This is a genomic window from Acinetobacter pecorum, from assembly GCF_014837015.1.
GTDB classification, from domain to species: domain Bacteria; phylum Pseudomonadota; class Gammaproteobacteria; order Pseudomonadales; family Moraxellaceae; genus Acinetobacter; species Acinetobacter pecorum.
The window spans coordinates 177,340-203,466 of sequence record NZ_JACSPT010000001.1 but is presented as its reverse complement, the minus strand read 5'-3'; the positions used below and the strand labels follow the sequence as shown (position 1 = coordinate 203,466).

Annotated in this window: 21 protein-coding genes; 15 read left to right on the top strand and 6 right to left on the bottom strand. The window is 43.8% G+C overall.

What is annotated here, in order from left to right; genetic code table 11:
- Window positions 1–4: 4 nt before the first annotated feature.
- A complete protein-coding gene (gene pta / locus H9629_RS00910; RefSeq protein WP_064094812.1) occupies window positions 5–2,143 on the top strand; it encodes a phosphate acetyltransferase in 2,139 nt (712 codons plus the stop codon).
- 143 nt (window positions 2,144–2,286) lie between these two features.
- Window positions 2,287–2,838: a GNAT family N-acetyltransferase gene (locus H9629_RS00905; protein WP_191730377.1), complete on the top strand. Its 552-nt coding sequence runs from the start codon at window positions 2,287–2,289 to the stop codon at window positions 2,836–2,838.
- A gap of 142 nt (window positions 2,839–2,980) precedes the next feature.
- Here H9629_RS00905 and H9629_RS00900 read toward each other — a convergent pair whose 3' ends face one another.
- The gene (locus H9629_RS00900; protein ID WP_191730376.1) at window positions 2,981–3,220 is read right to left on the bottom strand and encodes a DUF2171 domain-containing protein; all 240 of its coding nucleotides are present in this window, start codon (window positions 3,218–3,220) and stop codon (window positions 2,981–2,983) included.
- Window positions 3,221–3,940: 720 nt separating this feature from the next.
- Here H9629_RS00900 and H9629_RS00895 point away from each other — a divergent pair.
- Window positions 3,941–5,467, top strand: a complete 1,527-nt coding sequence (locus tag H9629_RS00895; RefSeq protein ID WP_064094815.1) for a fumarate hydratase — start codon at window positions 3,941–3,943, stop codon at window positions 5,465–5,467.
- Between the two features lie 69 nt (window positions 5,468–5,536).
- On the opposite strand, the gene H9629_RS00890 is transcribed toward H9629_RS00895, so the two are convergent.
- From H9629_RS00890 to tig, 4 genes are all read right to left on the bottom strand, one after another.
- On the bottom strand, window positions 5,537–6,253 hold the full coding sequence (locus H9629_RS00890) for a DUF2846 domain-containing protein (RefSeq protein WP_191730375.1): 717 nt from the start codon (window positions 6,251–6,253) through the stop codon (window positions 5,537–5,539).
- A 170-nt stretch (window positions 6,254–6,423) separates the two neighbouring features.
- On the bottom strand, window positions 6,424–7,734 hold the full coding sequence (gene clpX / locus H9629_RS00885) for an ATP-dependent protease ATP-binding subunit ClpX (protein ID WP_138743107.1): 1,311 nt from the start codon (window positions 7,732–7,734) through the stop codon (window positions 6,424–6,426).
- A gap of 29 nt (window positions 7,735–7,763) precedes the next feature.
- Window positions 7,764–8,369, bottom strand: a complete 606-nt coding sequence (gene clpP / locus H9629_RS00880; RefSeq protein ID WP_064094818.1) for an ATP-dependent Clp endopeptidase proteolytic subunit ClpP — start codon at window positions 8,367–8,369, stop codon at window positions 7,764–7,766.
- A gap of 182 nt (window positions 8,370–8,551) precedes the next feature.
- On the bottom strand, window positions 8,552–9,883 hold the full coding sequence (tig, locus tag H9629_RS00875; protein ID WP_191730374.1) for a trigger factor: 1,332 nt from the start codon (window positions 9,881–9,883) through the stop codon (window positions 8,552–8,554).
- Window positions 9,884–10,147: 264 nt separating this feature from the next.
- Here tig and H9629_RS00870 point away from each other — a divergent pair, with 264 nt between their 5' ends.
- From H9629_RS00870 to rdgB, 8 genes are all read left to right on the top strand, one after another.
- Window positions 10,148–12,325 carry a TonB-dependent receptor domain-containing protein gene (locus tag H9629_RS00870; protein ID WP_191730373.1) on the top strand — a complete coding sequence of 726 codons (2,178 nt, stop codon included), beginning with the start codon at window positions 10,148–10,150 and terminating at the stop codon, window positions 12,323–12,325.
- 308 nt (window positions 12,326–12,633) lie between these two features.
- Window positions 12,634–14,865 carry a TonB-dependent receptor gene (locus H9629_RS00865; protein ID WP_191730372.1) on the top strand — a complete coding sequence of 744 codons (2,232 nt, stop codon included), beginning with the start codon at window positions 12,634–12,636 and terminating at the stop codon, window positions 14,863–14,865.
- A 73-nt stretch (window positions 14,866–14,938) separates the two neighbouring features.
- Window positions 14,939–15,622, top strand: a complete 684-nt coding sequence (locus H9629_RS00860) for a Fe2+-dependent dioxygenase (protein WP_044111892.1) — start codon at window positions 14,939–14,941, stop codon at window positions 15,620–15,622.
- A gap of 432 nt (window positions 15,623–16,054) precedes the next feature.
- Window positions 16,055–17,752: a 2-isopropylmalate synthase gene (gene leuA / locus H9629_RS00855; RefSeq protein WP_191730371.1), complete on the top strand. Its 1,698-nt coding sequence runs from the start codon at window positions 16,055–16,057 to the stop codon at window positions 17,750–17,752.
- Between the two features lie 112 nt (window positions 17,753–17,864).
- Window positions 17,865–19,025: a homoserine O-succinyltransferase MetX gene (gene metX, locus H9629_RS00850; protein WP_138743112.1), complete on the top strand. Its 1,161-nt coding sequence runs from the start codon at window positions 17,865–17,867 to the stop codon at window positions 19,023–19,025.
- A complete protein-coding gene (metW, locus tag H9629_RS00845) occupies window positions 19,025–19,618 on the top strand; it encodes a methionine biosynthesis protein MetW (RefSeq protein ID WP_004278415.1) in 594 nt (197 codons plus the stop codon). The genes metX and metW overlap by 1 nt, the downstream gene beginning before the upstream one ends.
- Window positions 19,615–20,205, top strand: coding sequence for a tetratricopeptide repeat protein (locus H9629_RS00840; protein WP_191730370.1), 591 nt, complete (start codon window positions 19,615–19,617; stop codon window positions 20,203–20,205). Before metW ends, H9629_RS00840 begins: the two co-directional genes overlap by 4 nt.
- 104 nt (window positions 20,206–20,309) lie before the next feature.
- Window positions 20,310–20,936: an RdgB/HAM1 family non-canonical purine NTP pyrophosphatase gene (gene rdgB, locus H9629_RS00835; protein ID WP_191730369.1), complete on the top strand. Its 627-nt coding sequence runs from the start codon at window positions 20,310–20,312 to the stop codon at window positions 20,934–20,936.
- Between the two features lie 212 nt (window positions 20,937–21,148).
- On the opposite strand, the gene H9629_RS00830 is transcribed toward rdgB, so the two are convergent.
- Complete coding sequence (locus tag H9629_RS00830) at window positions 21,149–22,030, bottom strand: AEC family transporter (RefSeq protein ID WP_191730368.1); 882 nt, start codon at window positions 22,028–22,030, stop codon at window positions 21,149–21,151.
- Between the two features lie 186 nt (window positions 22,031–22,216).
- Here H9629_RS00830 and tatA point away from each other — a divergent pair, with 186 nt between their 5' ends.
- The 4 genes from tatA to H9629_RS00810 all read left to right on the top strand — a co-directional run bounded on the left by tatA (window position 22,217) and on the right by H9629_RS00810 (window position 26,076).
- A complete protein-coding gene (gene tatA, locus H9629_RS00825) occupies window positions 22,217–22,435 on the top strand; it encodes a Sec-independent protein translocase subunit TatA (RefSeq protein WP_064094827.1) in 219 nt (72 codons plus the stop codon).
- Between the two features lie 9 nt (window positions 22,436–22,444).
- Entirely contained in the window at window positions 22,445–22,867 is a 423-nt protein-coding gene (gene tatB, locus H9629_RS00820; RefSeq protein ID WP_191730367.1) for a Sec-independent protein translocase protein TatB, read from the top strand.
- Complete coding sequence (tatC, locus tag H9629_RS00815; protein ID WP_191730366.1) at window positions 22,864–23,640, top strand: twin-arginine translocase subunit TatC; 777 nt, start codon at window positions 22,864–22,866, stop codon at window positions 23,638–23,640. The genes tatB and tatC overlap by 4 nt, the downstream gene beginning before the upstream one ends.
- Window positions 23,641–23,835: 195 nt before the next feature.
- Window positions 23,836–26,076 (top strand): PhoX family protein, encoded by a 2,241-nt coding sequence (locus H9629_RS00810; RefSeq protein ID WP_191730365.1) that lies wholly within the window; start codon window positions 23,836–23,838, stop codon window positions 26,074–26,076.
- Window positions 26,077–26,127: the final 51 nt, after the last annotated feature.

Below are 26,127 nucleotides of genomic sequence, written 5' to 3'. Positions count from 1 at the left end.
ACTTATGAAAACAATTTTATTGGTACCCACCGGGGAAGGCGTAGGCCTAACTTCTGCCTGTTTGGGCCTGATTTATGCGCTGGAATGCCAAGGGGTAAAAGCTGGCTTCCTCAAACCTTTTGCTCAGGAATTGAATGAAATCGAAGACCGCACCACGGCTTTGTATCGTCATATTTCTCAGAGTGAAACTGTTGAACCCATCCGTTATAGCAAAGTCTTGCAGCAGATCAATCTGGGGGAACAGGATGAACTGCTTGAGGAAGCGGTACGTCTGCATCGTCAAATTGCCAAACAGCATGACCTGATTATTGTCGAAGGTTTGCTGCCAAATACTCAAGACAGTTTTGCCGACGATCTGAATGCTGCATTGGCACAGGCCCTCGATGCCAAAGTTATTGTGGTCAGCAATGCCAATATTCTCAAGCCAAGCCAAACCGCGGATAAAATTGAACATCAGCTTCGTAACTTTGGTGGTGCCAGCTCTACCCGTCTGGCAGGTATCATGTTGATGCGTACCAAGGGCTTGCCTGAAGAATCTGCACAGATTCCTGTCACGCTGAATCCGGATTTACGCCTCAAGACTGAAACTGCAGAATTTATTAAAGCCATTCAGCAGACTCATCCGCATATTGGTTCTGAAAAATTACCAGTGATTGGCTTGGTACCTTTCAGTAAAACCTTAAGCGTACCGCGTATGTCTGATCTTGCTGCATATATTTCTGGTTACTGGATTAATGAAGGCGAAGCCAAGCAGCGCCGTGTACAAAATAGCAGCCTGATTTCAGCCAATATCGAGCATGAACTGCATAAGTTTGTAGCGGGTGAACTGATCATCAGTGCATCCGACCGAATTGATGTGTTACTGGCGAGCAGTCTGGCCAGCAGTAATGGGATTCCTTTGGCAGGTCTGGTGCTGACTGAGCATCATCAGCCAAATGATCATGTGCTGGAATTCTGCCAGACTGCCATCAAGCAAGGTTTACCGATTTTACATACACCACTCAACACATTTGAAACCGCACAAAAACTGGCAAATCTCAGCAATGAAATTCCGGTAGATGATACTGAACGTGCGGATCAGGTCACGCGTTTTGTTTCAAGCCATATCAATCCGGAATGGCTGAATCAAATGTTGAATGGTTCGTATAAGCCACGTCTGTCACCTTCTGCTTTCCGTCATGAACTGGTACAGAAGTCGATTGCCGCAAAAAAACGTATTGTACTGCCAGAAGGAGATGAACCGCGTACCGTACAGGCTGCCGCCATCTGTCAGGCGCGTGGTATTGCACAGTGTATTCTGCTGGCCAAGCCTGAAGCGGTGCTAGAAGTAGCCAAAGCGCGCGGCATTGAATTGCCTGAAGATCTGGAAATTCTTGATCCGGATCTGGTGCGTGAAAACTACATCGACAAGATGGTCGAGCTGCGTAAAGGCAGGCTCAACGAACTGCAAGCCCGTGAACAACTGCAAGATACGGTAGTACTTGGCACCATGATGCTGGCGCTGGATCAGGTTGACGGTTTGGTGTCGGGCGCAGTACATACCACCGCAAATACGGTGCGCCCTGCCTTCCAGCTGATCAAGACTGCTCCGGATTATTCACTGGTCTCTTCCGTATTCTTTATGCTATTGCCAGATGAAGTCTATGTGTATGGTGACTGTGCGATCAATCCGGATCCTGATGCAGAACAGCTCGCCGAAATTGCAATTCAGTCCGCCGATTCTGCCAAAGCCTTTGGTATTGACCCGCGTATAGCCATGATTTCCTATTCGACTGGAACTTCAGGTACCGGTGCAGATGTGGAAAAAGTCGCGGAAGCTACACGTATTGCCAAAGAGCGTCGTCCTGATCTGCTGATTGATGGGCCATTACAATATGATGCAGCATCGGTGGAAAGCGTGGGGCGCCAGAAAGCGCCTGATTCACAAGTGGCCGGACGTGCCAATGTGTTTATCTTCCCGGATCTGAACACCGGTAACACGACCTATAAAGCGGTACAACGTGCTGCCAATGTGGTCAGTGTTGGACCAATGCTGCAAGGTTTAAATAAACCTGTGAATGACTTGTCACGTGGTGCATTGGTCGATGACATCGTGTTTACCATTGCCTTAACTGCGATTCAGGCCGAGCAGCAAGAAGCTTAATACTTCTTGAATTTTCTTGAATTTAAGTTTTCCAAACCACCTGGTTGAAAAATCAGGTGGTTTTTTTATTAATCATTTTATTTTTTTCTTATGACTGAGCAGATTTTCTATAATCTACACACGGATTATCTCGAAAATAAAAAATGTCGCCAAATATCATTAAACCTATACTTCAGTTAAATGGCGCTCGTATCTACTTAAGGCCTCTAAAAGTTGAAGATGCACCCATTTTCCTGGAGGCTACGCAAGTCGATGAGATTCGTCATATGACAGGCTTAAAGCGAAATTTTAACCTAGCTGAAATTGAAGCCCATATTCGACGCTGCCTTGATCATCCGCTCCGTTATGATTTTGCCATTTGTCTGCAGGCTGATCACTGTATGATTGGGGAATTATCTGTCCTAGAGATTGATCCTGAAAACCTAACAGCAGAATTTCGCATCGCACTCTCTCAAATCAGGTTCACTAGCCAAGGCTATGGTGCTGAAGCGATTGAATTGGTGAAAATTTTTGTCTTCGATCAATTAAAGCTCGAAACCCTTGGACTCGAAGTGTTTGGGCATAATCCCCGTGCACAGCGTGCTTATGAAAAATGCGGCTTCCAAGTGATAGAAGTTAAAAAAGATGCTTTTGAATACGAAGGTAAATATTCAGATGAAATCATGATGCAGGCACGAAATCCCTTATATGAATAAAATAAACGCTGTAAAAAAGCTTTGTTGCACATAATAAATGCCAGTCTTTCGAACTGGCATTTTCAATGATTACCCATAAAGTCTGTGACATAAAAAATTGAGCTGAGGCAGCTCTGTTTTTCAGTCCACTGACTTTAGTTTTTTATAAGGTGGTCCACTGCTGGCGCACTTCTTCTGCTGTTTTATTTAAAACCACACTTCCATCTTTGATTTCACTTACCCAACTTAATGGAATTACATGATGTTCATTATTTTCATCATCACTTCTAGTCAATTTAATTGAATCCTGACCTTCCAGGTGATCCACCTTCCCGACTTGAGTACCACATGAAGCAATGACTGAAGCATGTTCTTTAATATCACTTACATTAAAATTGTTCATTCTACTTGCCTGTTTCTAGAAGTTGAGAAAAACAGTCTAAGCAATAAAAAACGCTGCATGTGTAAGGGTTTTCAGGCTTTGGGTTTTTCTGGGTTAATAATGTAATTCTATAAAATGCGTGAGTTACCTGAGTATTGTGACAAGGGGAAGATGTTTGAAATATTGTTTTTTATTAATATGCTTTGAAGATTTGAAGATTTGAAGATTTGAAGATTTGAAGATTTGAAGATTTGAAGATTTGAAGATTTGAAGATTTGAAGATAGCTTAATTCTTTGAGGTCTTAAAATAGGAGAAAGAAGATAAGCTTAGGCTTGCTCTTCTTTCTGACCGTACATCCAAGTTGCAGCGATATATACACAAAAACCAGCTGCCATTAAAATACCTGTAACCATTGTTAGGATCTCCTTTATTTGATAGCTGCATTATGTAAAAGTTTTATGACAGTTATATGACAAGCAGGATTTTTTATATTTTTAAATATTAAATAAAAATCAATAACTTAAATTTATACAAGCTTTATTGAGGTGAAATATAAGCTGAAATATGACAATAAATATGACACAAACTTGTCTTTTTTAACTAAGCCAGCGACCAGAATAAGACGATAAATTGCTTAAACTATAAACTTTTGGCCAATGTCCCTGTAAAACGCCCACAACTGGATTTATTTATCTTATAATTTAGCCCGCTAGCTAACAGCCCGCTCAAGAGATATTTGTATGACCACTATTATCAAGCAAGATGACTTGATCACATCGGTTAAAGATGCGCTTCAGTTCATTTCTTACTATCATCCACAAGACTTCATCCAAGCGATGAGCCGTGCGTACGACCGTGAAGAGAACAAAGCTGCGAAAGATGCAATCGCGCAAATCTTGATTAACTCACGCATGTGTGCAGAAGGCCACCGCCCTATCTGCCAGGATACTGGTATCGTCAACGTATTTGTTGAAGTGGGCATGGACGTTAAATTCGATTTAACCATGAGCCTGGATGATGCAATTAACGAAGGTGTACGTCAGGGTTATTTAGAAAACTCGAACGTACTTCGTGCATCTGTACTTGCTGACCCTGCTTTTGGCCGTAAAAACACCAAAGACAACACCCCTGCTGTAATCTATCACAAGCTTGTGCCTGGTAATAAAGTAGATATCACTGTTGCAGCCAAAGGTGGCGGTTCAGAAAATAAATCTAAACTGGCAATGTTGAACCCGTCTGATTCAATCGTAGATTGGGTACTGAAAACTGTTCCGACCATGGGTGCAGGCTGGTGTCCACCAGGTATGCTGGGGATCGGGATCGGTGGTACTGCCGAAAAAGCCATGATGCTTGCCAAAGAAGCATTGATGGAAGAGATCAACATGGACGAATTGCTTCGTCGTGGTCCACAAAGCAAAATGGAAGAGCTTCGTATCGAAATCTTCGAAAAAGTAAATGCTTTGGGTATTGGTGCACAAGGTCTTGGCGGTTTAACCACTGTACTTGATATTAAAATCAAAGATTATCCTTGTCATGCTGCAGGTAAACCAGTCGGTATGATCCCGAACTGTGCTGCGACTCGTCATGCACACTTCACACTTGATGGTTCAGGTGTTGCACATATTCAGGCACCAAAACTTGAAGACTACCCATCTGTGACTTGGGATTCTTCAACGTCTAAACGCGTTGATCTGGACAACATCACGCAAGAAGAAATGAACTCCTGGAAACCAGGCGATACGCTGCTTCTTAACGGTACAATTTACACTGGCCGTGACGCTGCGCACAAACGCATGGTGGACATGCTGAACAATGGTGAAGAACTTCCTGTTGATCTTAAAGGCAAGTTCATCTACTACGTAGGTCCAGTCGATCCAGTTGGTGATGAAGTCGTTGGTCCTGCAGGTCCTACCACTGCAACGCGTATGGACAAATTCACACGTCAAGTTCTTGAAGCGACCGGCATGTTTGGCATGATCGGTAAAGCGGATCGTGGTCCTGCTGCCGTTGAAGCAATCAAAGACAATAAAGCGACTTATTTAATGGCTGTAGGTGGCGCTGCGTACCTCGTGTCTAAAGCGATCCGTGAAGCTGAAGTGGTTGCCTTTGCTGACCTGGGTATGGAAGCGATCTACAAGTTTGTGGTGAAAGATATGCCGGTCTCTGTCGCGGTTGATGTGAATGGTACTTCTATTCATGCCACTGCACCGAAAATCTGGCAAGCTAAAATTGGCAAGATTCCAGTAGTTGATGCTGCTGCGGGCTAATTAAAGCTGTATAAAAAAGCACCCATTTAGGGTGCTTTTTTATTATCTTTCCTCAAAGAACTATCCAAATTACCAAGTCCGCGGATCCCAAAGTTTAAAAGGCGTGGTCAATTGTACGTCTAGGCTTGAATCATAAGCAGTCGGTTTAATCTTCTGGGCTTTTTTGCGGATTTTTCCTGTTTGCTGATCCTGTGCAAAAAAGTTAAAACTGTCTGACTTTAACTGGGTAAAAGCAATTTCATTTAAACCCACATTATTCGGCATTAGCATCAGCGGTCCCGGTACACTACGACGGGTGCTGAGATTTTCCTCATCATATTTAATAAAATAGGACTGTCCTGCTTCTACCGTAAAGTCCAGATATTTAGGTGTCTGAAAGTGCAGAGCACCCAAAGGACGGCTAGTACTTAAACGATAAGTGCCTGCAGGTAGCTCGATCCAGTAATGGTGATTATGCAGTAAACTTGGAATGCGATGCTGATTGATAAACAGACTCGCAGCTACAATTTCCTGACGGTTCCATTTTGAATCTGGACGATATAAATAAACAATAGCTGCTTCTTCATGCTGTGGCTTAACCGTTTGGAAATGATGACCCTGTTTCTGGTTCACCCAACCACCAATCGTGAACATGCCTACCTTGTGCTTCTCGACGAAGCCTGGTTTTTTTTCAAGATCAATATTTTTTAAAGTACTGAGCGGCTGTGTAGGTTCAACTACGGCTTTTTTACCGTGACAACCCATCAGCGCCAAACTGCCGATGAATACGATGGCGACTCCACGCATGCTTATCCCTCACTGCGTCTTTATTCTTGTATGCAAGTGCTTTGCGATATATTTTTTATAACTTTCGGCGTCCACGCCTAGATGTTGAGATTAGCATCTGCTTTTATTTTTGGAAATAAAAAACGTGTGAAAACACGGGGTTTTCACACGTTTCTGACGAATAGCAACTCTCAGGCAGATTTGCTATTCACCACTTTTAAATCAACTTTTGCTGCTGTTTCTGGTTCGTCATGTGGTTGACGCTCAGCACGAAACTCTGGTGCAGCTTTACCATTAATTACTGCTTCATTCACCACCACAGTACCTACATCGCTACGGCTCGGCAGGTCATACATGGTTTCAAGCAATGAATTTTCCAGGATCGAACGCAGACCACGCGCACCGGTATTACGTTCCAGGGCTTTTTTCGCCACAGCACGTAAAGCCGAGTCTTCAAAGACCAGGTCTACATTTTCCATTTTGAACAGATGCTTATACTGACGGGTCAAAGCATTTTTCGGCTCAGTCAGAATTTGCATTAGCGCTTCTTCATCCAGTTCATCCAGCGTCGCAATCACTGGTAGACGACCAATAAATTCTGGAATCAGACCGAATTTCACCAGATCAGTCGCTTCGACCTGACGGAACAGCTCAGACAGCTTTTTGCTTTCATCTTTGTTACGGACTTCCGCAGTAAAGCCAATACCACCTTTTTCCTGACGCTGCTGGACAATTTTCTCAAGACCTGAGAATGCACCACCACAAATGAACAGGATATTTGAGGTATCGATCTGAATAAATTCTTGCTGCGGATGCTTACGCCCACCTTGAGGAGGAATGGAAGCAACTGTACCTTCGATCATTTTCAGCAAGGCTTGCTGTACACCTTCACCCGATACGTCACGTGTGATTGATGGATTTTCCGACTTACGGGTAATCTTGTCGATCTCATCGATATAGATAATACCCTTCTGCGCTTTTTCGACATCATAATCAGCTTTTTGCAAAAGCTTTTGTACAATGTTTTCTACATCTTCACCCACATAACCCGCTTCGGTCAGTGTGGTTGCATCTGCCATGGCAAATGGAACATCGAGAAGGCGGGCAAGTGTTTGGGCCAGCAAGGTTTTACCCGAACCAGTCGGTCCGACCAGCAGGATATTACTTTTAGCAATTTCAACAGAGTCATCTGCTTTCTTACCATTGGTCTGCACTTTCAGACGTTTGTAATGGTTATATACTGCAACAGATAAAGTTTTCTTCGCTACGTCCTGACCAATCACATATTGATCCAGCGCCGCACGGATTTCATGCGGTTTCGGCAAAGGACGGTTCGCCCAGTCATTGGTTTCTACCTGCTGACTGGTTTGAACCAAATCTAAGCATACGTCCACACATTCATTACAAATGTATGCGTCCTCGCCTGCAATCAGCTTTCCGACTTCAGACTGCGTTTTACCGCAAAATGAACAATGCTTTTGTCCTTGAGGATGTTCGGACATATTTACTCCAATATCTCAATCTTTAAAACTTATGGACGTTTAGTAAGTACTTCATCCACAAGACCGTACTCTTTCGCTTGCTGAGCAGTCATAAAGTTGTCACGGTCTGTATCACGTGCCACTTTTTCATATTCCTGACCACTATGTTCAGCCATTAAACGGTTTAAACGTTCTTTAATGAACAGAATTTCACGTGCGTGAATTTCAATGTCTGATGCCTGGCCTTTAAAACCGCCTAAAGGCTGGTGAATCATGACACGGGCATTTTCCAGGCAATAACGCTTGCCTTTGGTCCCTGCATTCAGCAGGAATGCCCCCATTGAGGCTGCCTGACCCATACAATAGGTCACGACATCCGGTTTAATAAACTGCATGGTATCGTAGATTGCCATGCCAGCTGTCACCGAGCCACCCGGTGAATTGATATATAAATGAATATCTTTATCTGGGTTTTCAGCTTCCAAAAACAACATTTGCGCAACGATCAGGTTGGCCATATTGTCTTCAACTTCACCTGTTAAAAAAATTACCCGCTCACGTAAAAGGCGTGAATAAATATCAAAAGAACGCTCACCACGAGAGGATTGTTCTACCACCATTGGCACTAAAGCGTTTTCAATCGTTGGAACATACATAGGTTTATTTATTCCTAAATTTTTGTGACTTAATCCATAATTACAATATGAGGGATAATCAATGAAATTGCAAAATAATCGCCAATAAATCTCTCATATTTTTTGCATTAGTTTTGTGAAAAACAGATATATCAATAATATGAAAAAAGGCGCACGAAGCGCCTTTTTATGGAAAGCTAAAATTAGCCTTGTTGACGAGCCTGTTGCTCTTTCAATAAGTCTTCATAGCTTACAGTTACATCAGTCACTTTCGCAGAGTCCAGAATGTAGTCAACCACTTGATCTTCAAGCACTACAGCTTCGATTTGAGCACGTTGCTGCTTGTCGTTTTTGAAGTATTCGATCACTTCGTTTGGATCTTCATAAGAAGAAGCCATGTCTTCGATATAAGATTCAACACGGGCCTGGTCTACTTCGATTTTGGCATCCGCAAGTACTTTGCTTACTAGCACGCCAAGTTTCACAGATTTTTCAGCCTGTTCTTTGAACAGATCATCCGGAAGCATGCTTGAATCAAATGCTTTCGCGCCTTGAGCCCCAAACTGTTGAGTGAACTGCTGGATCATTTGTTGACGTTGACGGTCAATTTCCTGAGCAAGCATAGCAGCTGGAAGTTCAACTTCGTTTGCAGCAACCAGTGCATCAAAAGTTGCGCCTTTAACCTGGTTGCGCAGGCCGTTTTTCACTTCACGTTCCATGTTTTTACGAACGTCAGCTTTCAGCTTCTCAACGCCTTCTTCTTCAGATACACCGAAGATTTTCAGGAATTCAGCATCAATTTCTGGAAGTTTTTGTTTTTCAACAAGCTTCACAGTGATTTTGAATTGAGCCTGTTTACCAGCCAGGTTTTCAGCTTGATAGTCTTCAGGGAAAGTAACATCAATCACTTTCTCTTCGCCTTTCTTCATACCGATGATGCCATCTTCGAAGCCAGGAATCATGCGACCAGAACCTAGAACAAGTTTGAAGTCTTCTGCAGAACCGCCTTCAAATTTTTCGCCGTCGATTGAACCTTCGAAGTCAAAAGTCACTTGCATGTCTTTTTTCGCCATGCCTTTGGTTTCAGCCCAAGAAGCGCGTTGTTTTTGAAGATTTTCAATCATCTTCTCAACATCTTTGTCATTCACTTCTGAAGCTTTACGTTCAACTTCCAGGCCTTCAAATTTCACGTCAACTTCTGGATAAACTTCAACGGTCGCTTCATAAACTAAAGCGTCGTCTTTCATTTCAGTTTTTTCAATGTTCGGCATGCCTACAGCATTGATTTTTTCTTGCTGGATCGCTTCGAAAACTGTATCACGAATGATGTCGTTGACAACTTCTTGGTAGATACCAGCGCCGTATTCACGACGAACGACGTTTACAGGCACTTTACCTGGACGGAAGCCGTTGATCTTCGCAGTTTTAGCAGTGCGTTTTAAACGAGCTTCAAATTGCTCATTAATACGGCTCGTCGGTACAGAAACATTTAAACGACGGGCAACGCCCGAAACCGCTTCAGAAGTTACTTGCATGGCTTCCTCTATATATTTGGTAATAACAGGTTTATAAAAATGTGCCACATTATATGACAACATTTAAGGATATACAAAAAATACGCGCGAGTTCCAGTTTTTAAGTCTTTTTTATTCGAATTGCTACCCTTTCAGATATTCAGTCAACCCCACTTAAATGCAGAAAATGTATATTTTTATTGCAAATGATAAGTACTATCATTAATATCCAGTTTCTTATTTGAGCAACAATACTAATTTATTCTTCGGTTCGGGAATTTGGTCATGCATAGTTTTAGTCTTCGTCCGCTTACATTGGCAATTTTTGGGGTCACAGCAACATCTGCTTTTGCAGAGACACATAGCCTCTCAAACATCCCAACTACCACCTTGTCTACCATTGTAGTTTCTGCATCGGGTTTTGAACAACAATTAAAAGATGCACCCGCCTCAATTAGCGTGATCACTCAAGAAGATATTCAACGTAAGAATGCCACCAATATTGCTGACCTGTTGGTTGATGTCCCTGGAGTGGATGTGCGTAATGGCGTAGGCAAAACTGCAGGACTAAATGTTAGCATCCGTGGTATGAACGCTGATGACACCCTTATTTTGATTGATGGCCGTCGTCAAACCACCTCAACAGATGTTACCCCGAATGGTTTTGGTGAAGCAGCAACAGGCTTTATGCCGCCCCTTTCAGCCATTGAGCGTATCGAAGTGATTCGCGGACCTATGTCGACCCTATATGGTTCAGATGCGATGGGTGGTGTCATTAATATCATTACCAAAAAAGTTTCAGACGAGTGGAATGGGAACGTTACTGTCAGTGGCAACGTTATGGAGCATGGTGCTGAAGCAGACTCCTGGAAAACCAGCTTTTTAGTGAATGGTCCATTGGTCAATGATGTGCTTGGTCTGCAGCTTCGCGGCAGTTATTATGACCGGGGACAGTCTGACCGGGTCGAAGGTTCAACAGGTCGAGATCCACGCCCAACCACCGCACATAATTATGATGTAGGCGGTAAACTTACATACAAAGTAGATGATCAAAATGCCTTGTGGCTTGACTCATTCTACAGCCATCAAAACTATAAGAATGAAGATAGCCGTTTAGGTACTTTAGATACTGCAACAACAGCAAATGGTTATAAAGATAAATTGATTTTTGATCGTACCCAGTTTGCAATCGGGCATGATGGCGACTATAGCTTTGGTCAGTGGAATACTTATATCAGCCACTCAGAAACTGAAACCAAAGGTCGTACGATACCTTCGGCTGCATTACCCGTCGGAAATACACAAATTGGTGCAGATCGTGTGTTAAAAAATACCGATTTAATTGCAGACAGCCATATTATTTCAACTTTGGGTGCGCATAAGCTTACCGTTGGTACGGAATACAAAGAGCAAACCAATAAAGATAATATCGCTCTGTATTCGACTGGTGTGGACGAATTCGATAAAAAATCCTGGTCAGTTTATGCTGAAGATGAATGGCGTCTTTTGGATAGTTTAAGTTTAACCTATGGCGGTCGTTTTGAAGATCACTCCGGTTTTGGCGGTCATTTTAGTCCACGTGCATATCTTGTTTGGAATACCAATGACATGCTGACTGTGAAAGGTGGCGTAAGTACGGGTTATAAAGCACCTTCTGCGAAAGCCCTCTACGATGGCGTTGTTGGCCTCAGTGGACAGGGACAAAACCTGACATTTGGTAATCCTGACTTAAAGCCTGAAACTTCAACCAACTATGAATTAGGTTTTAATTTACAGCCGACAAATGATATCAATTTCACGGCAACCGGTTTTTACAACCAGATTAAAGATGCGATTGTTTCAGAGAATCTTCCTGTATCCGCTGAATGCTTGACTGCAAGCTCATGTTCAACCAGCGTGAATGCGAATAAGGCCAAAGTTTATGGTGCAGAAGCAACTTTGCAATACAGCATTTTGCCTGAATGGGATATGAAAGCTGCCTATACCTATACCAGAAGTGAAATTACGGATGGAGAAAACGAAGGCACTTATTACAATAACCAGCCACGTAATGCCTTTAACCTGACTTCAACATGGCATCTGGTGCCTGCGGTAGACCTATGGTTACAGTACGAATATAAATCTGATCGTCAACGCTTCCTGACTACGCCAACAGCACCTGCTTCAGGTTTAGGCTCAAGCGACTATGAAGAATATAAATTATTTGGTGACAAGTTAGCGGGCTATAGCGTATTCAACCTCGGTGCAAGTTATACCGTCAGTGATCAATTACGTCTGAATATGGCTGTGAACAACTTGCTGGACAAAGATTTTACCGAAGGTGCAAAATCATATGAATATTTAGACAACCGTGGTCGTCCACAAACTGCCACCGGTTATAAATATTTAGATATCGGTTCTAGTACAACAGGTACTTATATTCCAGGCCGTAACTACTGGTTATCTGTTTCATACGACTTCTAATATAAAAGTCATGATTCAAAACCCTGCTTCGGTAGGGTGTTTTATCGCTCAATGAATACTCCATGAAACCTCCCTAATTTGTGCCCTTTTATAAACATCATTATTCTCAATAAAAAGTTAATAATAAGTTTTCTTTATCAATACTTATTAAAATCAAAAACTTAAATATATATTGTTATGTTATTACATTTAAAATATCATTTAATATTTTCTTAAAGATCATGAATTCCTATGACAAAAGGATAAAAATAAAAACAAGAATCATTATTATTCTCATACTTTTTTAATATTCATTTTTTAGGTTTAACATGACCTTCATTAAAACACGTAAAAAAATCGTTTCCTCTGCAATTGTTTCATCTTTATCAATGGTGGCTGGATCTGCGATGGCAGAAGAACAGGTGATCCAGTTAGAGACGATTCATCAAGAAGTCAAAGCTGAACCGGCACCTAGCTTCAAAGTAAACCAATCTGCGAACAGCAAATTTGTAGCGCCTTTACTCGATACCCCTAAGTCAGTTTCGGTCATTTCAAAACAGTTAATTGAAGATACACAAGTCACTACCTTAAGTGATGCCTTACGTACAGTTCCGGGGATTACCTTGGGCGCAGGTGAAGGGGGCAATCCAAACGGTGATCGTCCCTTTATTCGGGGTTATAATTCTGAAAGTTCCATGTATGTAGACGGCGTACGCAACGCCACTTCACAGAACCGTGAAATGTTTGCTGTCGAACAGGTTGAAGTCACTAAAGGTTCTGCATCTGCCATGGGCGGTGCAGGAACGACTGGTGGTAGTATCAACATGATTTCTAAAGTTGCTAAAGCGGGTGACTTTCTAGAAGGTTCTGTCGCGGGTGGTACTGACAACTATCAACGTATAACCTTGGATGGCAATAAAGATTTTGGAAATGGTATAGCAGCACGTGTGGCCGTGATGGGTCACCATAATGAAAAAGCTGGCCAGAAAAATGGTGCCGAATATAAACGTGCCGGTATTGCACCGAGTATTGTATTTGGTCTGGACACCCCTACCCGCGCGACTTTAAGTTATTACTATTTAAAATCGGATGACACGCCGGATTCAGGTGTTCCTTATAAGTATGATGCGGCAAAAAAAGCCACCGTCGGTAAACCTGTCGATGTAAAACAGGGCATTTATTATGGTTTATTAAGTCGTGATTTCCAGAAACAGGAAAATCAGATCGGCACCATCAAACTGGAACACGATTTAACGGATAACCTGACCCTGAGTAATACAGCGGTATATAGCTCTGCCAAAAATGACTACTTATGGACCCAGCCAGATGACTCCAAAGGTAACGTGCTAAATGATAAAGTCTGGCGTCGTATAAACTCACGTATTACTGATACCAACATCTTTACCGATCAGCTTGCTTTGACAGGTAAGTTTAATACAGGTGCATTCAAGCATAGCTTTAATATAGGTGCAGAGTACTCAGATCAAAAATCTGACAAAGGTAACTACTTAACAAGTTATCCAGGCTATCCAGGTACCACCACAGGTGGTTTCAACAGCGACTGTGCTATCAGCGATGCATGGTGTACATCATTAACTAATCCAGACTCACGTGATCAATGGTTGGGCTCTTCCGCAGCCAACAAAAATCTCACGACAACCACGACCGAGACTACATCTGTCTATCTCTTAGATAATATCGAGTTTAGCCCGCAATGGTTATTAGATTTGGGTTTACGTTGGGATAAATTTGATACCAAGCAAACCACAAACGCAACTGGCGACTCTATTGAAAATAATACCGATTTCCTGACCTATCAGGCTGGATTAATCTTTAAACCTGTTGAAAGTGGTTCTATCTATGCAAGTTATGCGACTTCTGCCAATCCGGTCGGTGTAGATGGCGGGGATGGTTCAGAAGCAATTGGCCAAGCCTATATGGACTTAGATCCAGAAGAGAGCCGTACCTTTGAAATCGGTACAAAGTGGGATGTGTTAAATGAAAGACTGAGTTTAACCGCTGCCGTGTTCCGTACTGAAAAACAAAATACACGGATTCAACTGGATGCTGCTACATATACCAATGGCGGCGAAACCCAAGTAGACGGTCTTGAGCTGGGCGTAAATGGCCAAATTACGGATAAATGGGCTGTATCTGCTGGTTATACTTATCTCGACAGTGAAACTGTGAACCCAGGCCCATCCTGTAACCGTCAAGGGGTATGTACACCTGACAACCCTGCCAAAGGTAAGCAAATGCAGAATGTACCTAAAAATTCTGCAACCCTGTGGACTACCTATGCTGTAACACCTGCTTTAACTTTAGGTGCGGGTGCTGTTGCAATGGATAAAGTTTATGGTGATGCAGCCAATACCAAGTGGGTTCCAGGTTATGTCCGTTATGATGCCATGGCGCGTTATAACGTGAATGAAAATGTTGATTTGCAATTAAACGTCAACAACCTGTCTGATGAACGTTACTTCACTAAAGCTTATGCCTCTCACTATGCCACTGAAGCAGAAGGCCGCAGTGCAGTGCTGGCTGTCAACTTTAAATATTAATTCGATATAAGCGCATAGCCTCCTGAGGGGGAGGCTATGCTATTTTGAAAATGCAATTATTCGAGGGTTTCCAGTGCTGCATCATATTCCAAATGTACTGAGCAAAGAACAGGTGCAATATTTCCGTGAGGAGATGAAGAAGATTGAGTGGGTCAATGGAAAAGTCACCGCTGGTACACTCTCTGCCAGCGTGAAACAGAATCAGCAATTACCTGAAGATCATCCACTCACTCATCATCTCAGCAATATTATTCTGGAATCCCTGGGACAGCATGCTTTATTTTTATCAGCTGCAATTCCTCTGGATATTATTCCTCCCCTGTTTAACCGCTATGAAAATAATGAATCTTTCGGCTTTCATGTCGATAATTCGATTCGTCGTATTCGCGGGAGCAATGAACGCCTCAGAACGGATTTATCCTGTACGGTTTTCCTGAGTGAGCCGGAAGAATATGTCGGTGGTGAACTGGTGGTCGAAGACACTTACGGTTATCACGAAGTGAAACTGCCTGCCGGCGATATGATTCTGTATCCGTCGACCAGCCTGCATGAAGTCACTCCGATTACTTCTGGTTGCCGAATAGCCTCTTTTTTCTGGGTACAAAGTATGATTCGGGATGATGCAGAACGGCATATGCTGTTTAATCTGGATCAGAGTATTCAAAATCTGAGAATTGAGCTAGGTGATCAGCACGCCGAAGTCATGAAACTGACCAATCTGTATCATAATTTAATGCGTAAATGGGCCGAGCTTTGAAAGCCAGCATGAATTTAGTGATCTGTGAACATAAGCAGATTTATTTTTTTGTAAAAAAATACTGCATCATCGGGTATTTAAGTGTAAAAAATCATGCATTAAGTTTAAATTAAGAAAATATAAAATAAAATATTTAAAATTGGTGAAAATATTTTCCATGACTTAAACTTTATAAGAAAATCTTTATTGAGATACGACTAAAATCCATAAAAAAAGCAAAAACTTTTCGATTTAACTGGATTAAACTAAATTGTATAAGTGATACATGCAGGTTTTGTGGTTAAAACTAAATTTCACATATTTCGGAAGTTTTTTAGTTTTAATCCTGGTTCCAACCTGCATGAAAATGATTATAGACAAAATCTATTCCGCAACCTTTGCCAGTGCTTCAACCAAACACAGGCTGTATCAGGTTACACAAGGAGCTCTCTCATGATGTTGGCTGATCCAAGTAAAAAATACCGTCGCATGTATCAACGTGTGGACTTACCAGACCGTCAATGGCCGAACAACGAAATCAATAAAGCGCCAATCTGGATGAGTACCGACCTGCGTGACGGTAACCAAGCGATCTTTGAGCCAATGAACATGGAGCAGAAATTCAAGATGTTCCAGATGCTGGTAAAAATCGGTTTCAAGCACATTGAAATCGGCTTTCCATCAGCTTCGCAAATTGACTTCGATTTCACCCGTAAATTGATTGAAGAAGGTCATATTCCGGATGACGTTTATATCGAGGTATTGGTTCAGGCACGTGATCACTTGATTCAACGTACCTTTGAATCTTTACAAGGTGCGAAACGTGCCATTGTGCATATCTATAATTCCAACTCGCCGACATTCCGCAACAAAGTCTTGAATGTTGATGTAGAAGGTGCAAAACAGCTTGCCATTAATGCTGCACAAAAAGTGAAAGAATACGCTGCAAAACAGCCGGAAACTGAATTTATCTTCCAGTACAGCCCGGAATGTTTTACGGCAACCGAATTAGAAGTCGCGAAAGATGTCTGCGATGCAGTCACTGAAATCTGGGAAGCATCGCCAGAGAATAAAGTGATCTTAAACTTGCCTGCAACGGTAGAAGTTTCAGGTCCACACATCTATGCCGATCAAATCGAATGGATGCACCGTAACATTCAGCGTCGTGACGGCGTGATTATTTCAGTTCACTGTCACAATGACCGTGGTTGTGGCATTGCCGCTTCAGAATTGGCAATTATGGCCGGTGCTGACCGGGTTGAAGGCTGCGTATTTGGGAATGGTGAACGTACCGGTAACGTCGACGTGGCTGCGATTGCCTTGAACATGTACACCCAAGGTGTAGCACCGAATTTAGATTTCTCCAACATCAATGAAATCATTGCGACTGTGGAAGAATGTACCGGTTTACCTGTGCACCCGCGTCATCCATATGCCGGCGATTTGGTCTTTACTGCATTCTCGGGTTCGCATCAGGATGCGATCAAAAAAGGTTTTGAGTTCCAGAAAAACGAAGAAATCTGGGATATGCCGTACTTGCCAATCGACCCGAAAGATTTGGGCCGTGACTATGACGCCGTAATCCGTGTGAATTCACAATCAGGTAAAGGTGGTATTGCCTACTTGTTAGAATCGAACTACAACGTGATCTTGCCGCGTCGTTTACAGATTGAATTCTCTCAGATCGTACAAAAACGTACCGATGAACAAGGCACTGAAATCAGCGCGACCGAAATCTGGAAGTTGTTCAAGGAAACCTATGTGGATGCTAAGAACGTTCACTATTCTGCGAAAAACTACAAATTGTCAGATGATAACGGCAATCAGGTGATTGAGCTTGACCTTGAAATTGACGGTCAGTCCCGTCGTATCCGCGGTGAAGGCAATGGTCCAATTTCTGCAATTCTGGATGCACTTCAGTTGCCAATTGATGTCGTAAACTATGAAGAGCGCAGCATCAGTTCAGGTGCCCATGCCAAAGCATTGGCCTTGATCGAACTTCAAGTGAAAGGTACCGGTAAATCTGCCTTTGGTGCAGGGGTACATGACAACATTGTGACCTCTTCCATCGAAGCGATTATTGCATGTACCAACCGTCTGATTGATCAGGGTGTGTTAAGCACCGATCAGGTGATTGCTGCTGCCGTCTAAACACGGTATTAGAATTAGCAATAATCCATAGCATTAAAAAGACTTTAGAAGGATACCTGCAAATGGTATCCTTTTATTATTCATACTCAAGATTTTAAGGCGAATCCCTCCCGTGTCTTTTCCAGCTGACTCAGTGGGCCTTGTTGTCCCACAAAAGTTCCAATTTGAAGAGCCGTTAGAGCTTGAATGCGGTCGCATCCTTCCCCGTTTTGAACTGATGGTTGAAACTTACGGCGAACTCAATGCCGATAAGTCCAATGCTATTTTGATCTGCCATGCGCTTTCCGGGCATCACCATGCTGCAGGCTATCATCATGAAGATGATAAAAAACCCGGCTGGTGGGATTCATGTATTGGCCCCGGCAAAGCCATTGATACGTCAAAATTCTTTGTGGTTTCACTGAATAATATTGGTGGCTGTAATGGCTCTACCGGCCCGACCTCACCCAATCCTGAACATGACAACCGTCCTTATGGCCCTGATTTTCCATTAGTTACGGTCCGCGACTGGGTCAAAACCCAGGCCCTGCTCTCTGACCGTTTAGGGATTGATACCTGGGATGCCATCATTGGCGGTTCACTGGGTGGCATGCAGGCATTGCAATGGTCAGTGGATTATCCAAACCGTTTAAGAAAATGCGTGATCATTGCCAGCGCTCCAAAGCTTTCTGCACAGAATATTGCCTTTAACGAAGTGGCACGTCAGTCGATTTTGTCAGACCCGGATTTCCATAATGGTCGTTATCTGGAAAATGACAGCTATCCAAAACGTGGCCTGATTCTGGCGCGTATGGTCGGTCATATTACTTACCTGTCCGAAGAAGCCATGAAACAGAAGTTTGGCCGCGATTTGAAATCAGGCAAATTTATGTATGGCTTTGACGTTGAATTTCAGGTCGAAAGCTATTTGCGTTATCAGGGTGAACAGTTCAGCCGTAACTTCGATGCCAATACCTATCTGATCATGACCAAGGCACTGGATTATTTTGATCCGTCGCGTGAATATGAACAGTCGCTCAAAAAAGCCATGGCCAATACTCAGTGCAAATTCCTGGTGGTGTCATTCACCACTGACTGGCGTTTTACCCCTGCCCGCTCACAGGAAATCGTGGATGCCTTGATCAGCAATCACAAACCTGTCAGCTATCTGGATATTGATGCGGAACAAGGCCATGACTCCTTCCTGTTCCCTATTCCGCTCTATGTAAAATCTTTGCGTGCATTTCTCGGGGGTGAAGAACACCTGAAAGCAACACCGAAGGAGACCATATAATGCGTATCGATCAACAACTCGCTGAAAAGTGGATCAAGCCGGGTTCTAGCGTACTCGACCTTGGGTGTGGCGACGGTGAACTGCTGGCACAAATGAGCAAAAAGCACGATATTCGTGCATATGGATTAGAAATTGATCAGGAAAAGATTGCAATTGCAGTCAGTCGCGGGTTAAATATCATCCAGCAAGACTTAAACCTCGGCTTAAGCCGCTTTGCTGACCAGTCTTTTGACAATGTGGTCATGGCACAAGCTTTGCAAGCTGTAGATGCGCCTGACGTATTATTACGTGATATGGTGCGTGTGGGGAAACAGGCCATTATTACCTTCCCGAACTTTGCGCATTGGAAGACTCGTTCTTTCTTGGCAATCAAAGGGAGAATGCCGGTTTCTGAAGCCTTGCCGTATATGTGGTATAACACCCCGAATATCCACTTATGTACATTTCGTGATTTTGAAGCACTTTGTGCGGAAAATAATATCAAAATTATTAATCGACTCGCTGTGAATGGGAATCAAGAAGATAGTTTGCTGAGCAAGCATCTCCCTAATCTATTTGGTGAAGTCGCAATTTATCGAGTGAGCGCGCTATGAAAAAATTATTATTAAGTACGACGCTACTGGCGGGACTTTTTGGCATGCAAGCCCATGCAGATTATGTTGCACCTAGTCCATCTGTTGCCAGTCAAGCGGCTCAGTATTCCATCATGGATATCAACAGTCTGACCAAAGCAGCGAAAGCTGGTCAGGCCGGTGCACAGTTTTATCTGGCCACCAAATACCAGTATGGTAAAGACATTCAAAAAGATGAACGACAGGCCTTTGCCTGGTATAAAGCTGCTGCGGATCAAGGTCTGGCAGTTGCACAGCTGAATGTTGGCCGTATGCTGGCCGATGGTATTGGCACCAGAAAAGATGAAACGCTGGCACGTCAGTATTTTGAAAAAGCCGCTAGCCGTGGCGATAACCGTGCCAGCTTTAACCTGGCAATGATGGAAGAGAAAAAGAAAAACTATATGGGTGCTTACCAATGGTATGAACTGTCTACCCGTGATGGCATGCTCGACAATAAGGTGATTACGCTATCGGAAGGCAGAAAAACTGCCTTGGCGGCGAATTTAACCCAAGAGCAGATCCGTCAGGCGCGTGATCGTGCCGACAGATGGATTCAGGCACAATAAGCTGAATGGTATAAATAGCACCTTCGGGTGCTTTTTTATTGCCGCAAATTCTTCATCCATTGCTAAAATAGCACCCATTCTTTATCTAATAATGAGTTTTTGACATGGCTGCAACTGACTGGTTATCCCAAGGCACACTGGTATTGGCGAGTAATAACAAAGGTAAAATTGCCGAGTTTGAAAAACTGTTTGCCGAGTTAAAACTGCCGGTTGAAGTCGTAGCTCAGGGCAAGTTGAATATTGAAGATGCGATCGAAGATGGTCTAAGCTTTGTCGAAAATGCGATTATCAAGGCACGTCATGCTTCTAAAATTTCCGGAAAACCTGCTATTGCAGATGATTCAGGCATTTGTGTGCCGGTTCTCGGAGGCGCTCCCGGCATTTACTCGGCTCGTTATGCCGGTGAGCATGGCAACGATGCCGCCAATAATGAAAAACTGCTGGCCGATCTCAAACCCTTACGTCAAGAGGGTGAAGCGATTGAAGGCATGTTTGTTTGTGTACTGGCCCTGGTCCAACATGCCGAAGATCCATTACCGCAAGTCTTTCAGGGTGTCTGGCATGGAGAAATTCTGGAAGCTGCACGTGGTGAAAATGGTTTTGGCTATGACCCGTTGTTCTGGTTACCGGAACTGGGGATTTCCAGTGCAGAAATGAGCAAAGAAGAAAAGAATAAAATCAGTCATCGTGGTCAGGCGATGCAGTTGTTTAAAGCGAGTTTGGCGAAGTAAGTTTTCCATATTTTTTCCCTCTCCTTCTAGGAGATGAGCAGCACTGCTGCGCAAGGGAGAGGTAATTATAAAAATATCACTCACCCTTAGGAAAATAGAAAAAAACCACCTCTCTTTAAAAAGAGAGGTGGGGAGGGATTCTACCCTCACCCCGACCCTCTCCCATAAGGCAGAGGGAGATTTCTAAATCCCTTTTTGCAAAGGGTGAACTTTTATAGATGAGGCATCAATACATGCACCACTGCTCCATATAAGGCAATCAAGATCGCGCTGGCCAAAGTCCCCGAAGCAATATATTTGGCGGAATGGCCTGTTCCCTGATAATGGGTTTCCAGCGCCACAATATTGGCTGCAGGCGGCAATAAAAAGAACATCAGCATTACCGCATAAGTCAGCGTCTGCTGCGGAATAGGTAAATAATAATAAGCTGCGCCACACAGCAAAACTGCAAACAGCCCTCTATAAAAAATCATTTGCAGACTACGCATTAAATCGAAGCGGCTGATCCGCACATTGCTCAGCCACATTCCCAGCACACACATGCCGCTAAAAGTCACCAGCACTTTATTGGCCTGATACAGTATCTCTATCCAAGGCACTTGCTGCCAGTGACTCAAATCCCAAAATGACAATAAAGCTGCCACCGAAAGTGCTACCACAGGTGGTGAGAGCAGTACATTTTTTAAAATATAGCCACTATCTTGTCTGGCTTCACTGACTGCCATTACCGCACAGACATTGCCAAACAAGGAACCACCGATGTACAGGGCCACCACGGTACTGGTCGCTTGCGGGCCAAAAACTGCCAGTGCAAAAGGAATCCCCAGCCATGCCCCGTTTAAATAGCTCAAACATAAAGCACGCAGTTTATTTTTTAGGATGAAATAAAACAAGGCAAAGAATACGCAGGAACAGAAAAAGCTGAAGGCTATCAGCCACAAACTGCCCTCTTGGTAAAACACCATGTTATAGATAATCAGTACTGGAATCAGTACTCGGGCCAATAAAGCAGCTAAAAAAGGTCGAATCGGTTTTAAATATTGCACCCCCCAATAACCAGTCAGAAAAGACAGGAGGGGAAGAATCAAGGCCATGACAATGCTGCTGAGATTTCCAGATCAGGCTGTATGCTAGCACAGTATATTTTTCATTGAATTACGAAATTTTTTATATGAGTGATTCATTCTCCTGCTGCCGTGTCGGCAAACTGTCATCAAAGCGTCACTCCACTGTCATACAAGCCTGCTGAGATAGGTGCATGAAATATAGAGGATAAACTAATGGCAGGATTATCAATTTGGCATGTGCTGATTTTTGCAATTGTGGTGATTTTATTGTTTGGCACATCCAAACTTAAAAATCTGGGTAAAGACGTGGGCGGCGCGATTAAAGACTTTAAAAAATCAGTCAAGGATGAAGAGGCTGAACAGGCCAAGCTTGCAGAGCCACGTACCATTGATGCCCAGGTCAAAACCTCTGAACATTCGGCTAAAAGTTAAGAGTTCGCTATGCTCAATATTGGAATGACCGAGCTGCTGATTTTCGGAATTATTGCACTTTTGGTTCTTGGACCAGACAAACTTCCGGAAGCAGTACGTTTTGTCGGAACATGGTACGGCAAGATCAAGCGTATGGTGAGCAATGTTCAGAATGACCTTGATCGTGAATTACGCTTGTCCGAATTGCGTGAACAGATGCAGGCTGAAATGCAACGAATTCAGGAACTGGAAGCCAGGATGCAAGCACAAATGGCAGATTTACAGCAGCCGATTGCAGCTGATCAACTAAAAATAAAACCTCAGCCTGCTCAACCCTTGCTCAGCTATCAGCCGGTGCAACAGCCCGTATCCTCCGTGTATTTACCCCAGCCTCTAGCAACTCAAAACGTAATGTCTAAACCTTGCTATACAGATATAAAGGTGGCCGTATGACAACCTTGCCAACCACACCAGCCTCCAATGATGCTGCACCGCTGAACCTGGAACAGATGCCAATCACCCAGCATTTGGTGGTATTAAGAAAGCATCTTTTTAAAGTGGTTGTGATCCTGATTGGCCTGTTTTTCTGTCTACTGCCCTTTGCCAATCAGACTTATCAAAGGCTGTCTGAACCACTACGGGCACAATTGCCCGCCAGCTCGACCATGATTGCCACGGATGTCACCGCAACCTTCATGGCCCCGTTTAAGCTGAACTTCTTTGTCGCGCTGATGATCGCGATGCCGTTTATTTTGTATCAGCTCTGGAGCTTTATTAAGCCTGCACTGTATGTCAGGGAAAAGAGTCTGGCCTTGCCGCTTTTGGTCGGCAGTATCGTGCTTTTTTATACCGGCATCAGCTTCGCCTATTTTGTGGCATTACCTTCGATACTGCATTTTTTTATCAGTGTTTCGCCGGAAACTGTGGCCCCGATGACCGATATCAACAGTTATCTCAGCTTCTGTTTAAAGCTGTTTCTGGTGTTTGGTTTTACCTTTGAAATCCCCATTATTACCCTGGTTCTGATCCTGATTGGCGCAGTTTCAACACAGACGCTGATCGAGAAACGGCGCTTTATTATTGTGGGCTGCTTCTTTGTGGCAATGTTCGTCACACCTCCAGATGCCCTGTCGATGATTATGCTGGCTGTTCCCATGTGGCTACTGTTTGAACTGGGTTTACTGGCAGGAAAACTGATCGAAAAACGTCGTTTAAAGACCGAATAATAACAACCCGCCAAAACAAGAACTCATCTATCTGTTCAGGCAGCCTTGGCTGTCTTTTTATTTTATATAATTAATAAAACACTGATTTATTTAATTTTAATGTCATATTTTCTTAAGATTACTGTCACATCCCAAGCTTAAGGTATTGAAAACTTCTACACCACCAAGCACTTACTTTTTAATTGGGACTTTAAAATGAAAAACGAAGACATGATACCTTGCCAGGATCTGATTGAAGACAGTAATAATTCCAACAATACCCACTTCCAAACGATCCTGAATCAACACATGAACCGCCGTAGCTTTATTGCAAAAACAGGCAGTGGTGCCATGGCATTGGCATTTGCTGCGTCGGTCAGTGGCTGTTCAGATGACAATGACGATGATAATTCTGCACCAGAAACACCACCAGCCAATGAAAAACCAGTAGATCAGCACGCCTGGAGCGATCTGGCGCAACGTCCAAGCAAGTTGGCGTTTGAGGCGGTCAAGAAAAACACCCAGAACTTTTTTACGGTGCCAGAAGGCTATGAGTTAAATGTACTCTATGCCGTCGGCGATCCAATCAATAGCAGTGTGCCAGAAAAATTGGATACAGAGCTTCCATCAGGTGCTTCTTATCAGTTCCGTGCCGGGGACAACCATGACGGCATGTCCTTCTTCGGTATGGATCCACAGAAGAAAAATTATGCTGCAAAACAGTCACACCAAGGTTTGTTGGTGCTGAACCATGAGTATCTGCAACAATCGCAGTTACACACGCCAGGCGGTACGATTACGGTAGATGGTAAACGACCTGAAGACCAGATTTTACGTGAAGTAAATGCACACGGGGTATCAGTGGTCGAAATCCAGAAAGACCCAAACACTCAGGCCGTCAAAATCAACCTGAACTCGCCATTTAACCGCCGTATTACCGCTGCCACTGAAATGGAATTACGTGGTCCGGCACGCGGTTCAGACCTGATGAAAACCCGTTTTTCGCCTGCAGGCACCCTGACGCGCGGTACCTTTGCCAACTGTGGTAATGGTTATACCCCGTGGGGAACTTATCTGACTGCGGAAGAAAACTGGAGCGGCTATTTCTCCCGTGACGAAGGCGATGTACGTACAGATGCCGAGCAAGTTGCTTTGTCGCGTTATGGTCGTGGCGGTCCGGCAACCAGCCAGTATCGCTGGGATAAAACCGATGCTGAACTGACAGGTGAGCGCGATCTGTATGACCGCTGGAATATTACTGCACAGGCGGATGGCAGTGCCCTTACTGACTACCGTAATGCCATGAATACCTGTGGTTTTATTGTTGAAATTGATCCGTTCAGTGCCAGTGCCCGTCCGGTAAAGCGTACTGCACTGGGTCGTTTTGCCCATGAAGATTGCCGTTGCAGTAATCCTGTACCCGGTCAGCCGCTCGCATTCTATATGGGTGATGATGCAACCGGTGAATATATCTACAAATTTGTATCGGATGCAAAATGGGATCCTAAAGACGTCAACGGCGGTTATGCAGCCGGTGATAAATATATGGATCAAGGTACCTTATATGTCGCCCAGTTCAAGGAGGATGGTACCGGTCAATGGCTAGAACTCAGCCATGGTAAAAATGGCCTGGATGCATCAAATCCGGTGTATCCATTTAAAGACCAGGCGGATATTGTCGTGCATGCACGTCTGGCGGCCGACTATGTTCAAGCCACTAAAATGGATCGTCCGGAATGGGTAGCAGTAAACCCGGAAAATGGCGAAGTCTATGTAACGCTTACCAACAACGGTAATCGTGGGCGTGCTTACCCGACTGATGCAGCCAATCCGCGTAGCTATATTGACTTCAAGGGTTCAAGTGCCAGCAATTCAGGCAATATGAATGGTCATATCATCCGTTTTAGTGAAACTGAGAATACAGTCAATGCCACTGCATTTGCCTGGGATATCTTCCTGTTCGGTGCAGAAGCGCGTGCTGCATCCAACATCAACCTGTCAGGTCTTGATGATCTAAATGACTTCTCCAGCCCGGATGGCATGTGGTTCGATCCGCGCGGAATTCTTTGGATTCAGACCGATGATGGTCAGTATACCGATGAAACCAACTGTATGATGCTGGCAGCACTGCCAGGTAAAGTAGGTGATGGAACCAAAGCGCTTGCTGCCAGCACAAAGGCTGAAGGACAAGCAACCTTTGTCGGTGCCAAGCTGAAGAATGATCGGGTTCGCCGTTTCCTCACCGGCCCATCAGGCTGTGAAATTACCGGTGTGACCATTACCCCGGACTACAAGGCGATTTTCGTCAATGTCCAGCATCCCGGGGGTGCATGGCCAGCCAACCAAAGCGAGCGTTATAGCCGTTTAGGCAAAGTACCTCGCTCTGCCACTGTGGTGATTACCCGTAAAGATGGCGGCGCTATTGCGGGTGAAGCTTTGGAGCAAGCGACAGCATAAACAGCGGTTGTGAAAAAAATGCCGGCAGATGTCGGCATTTTTTATATCTGG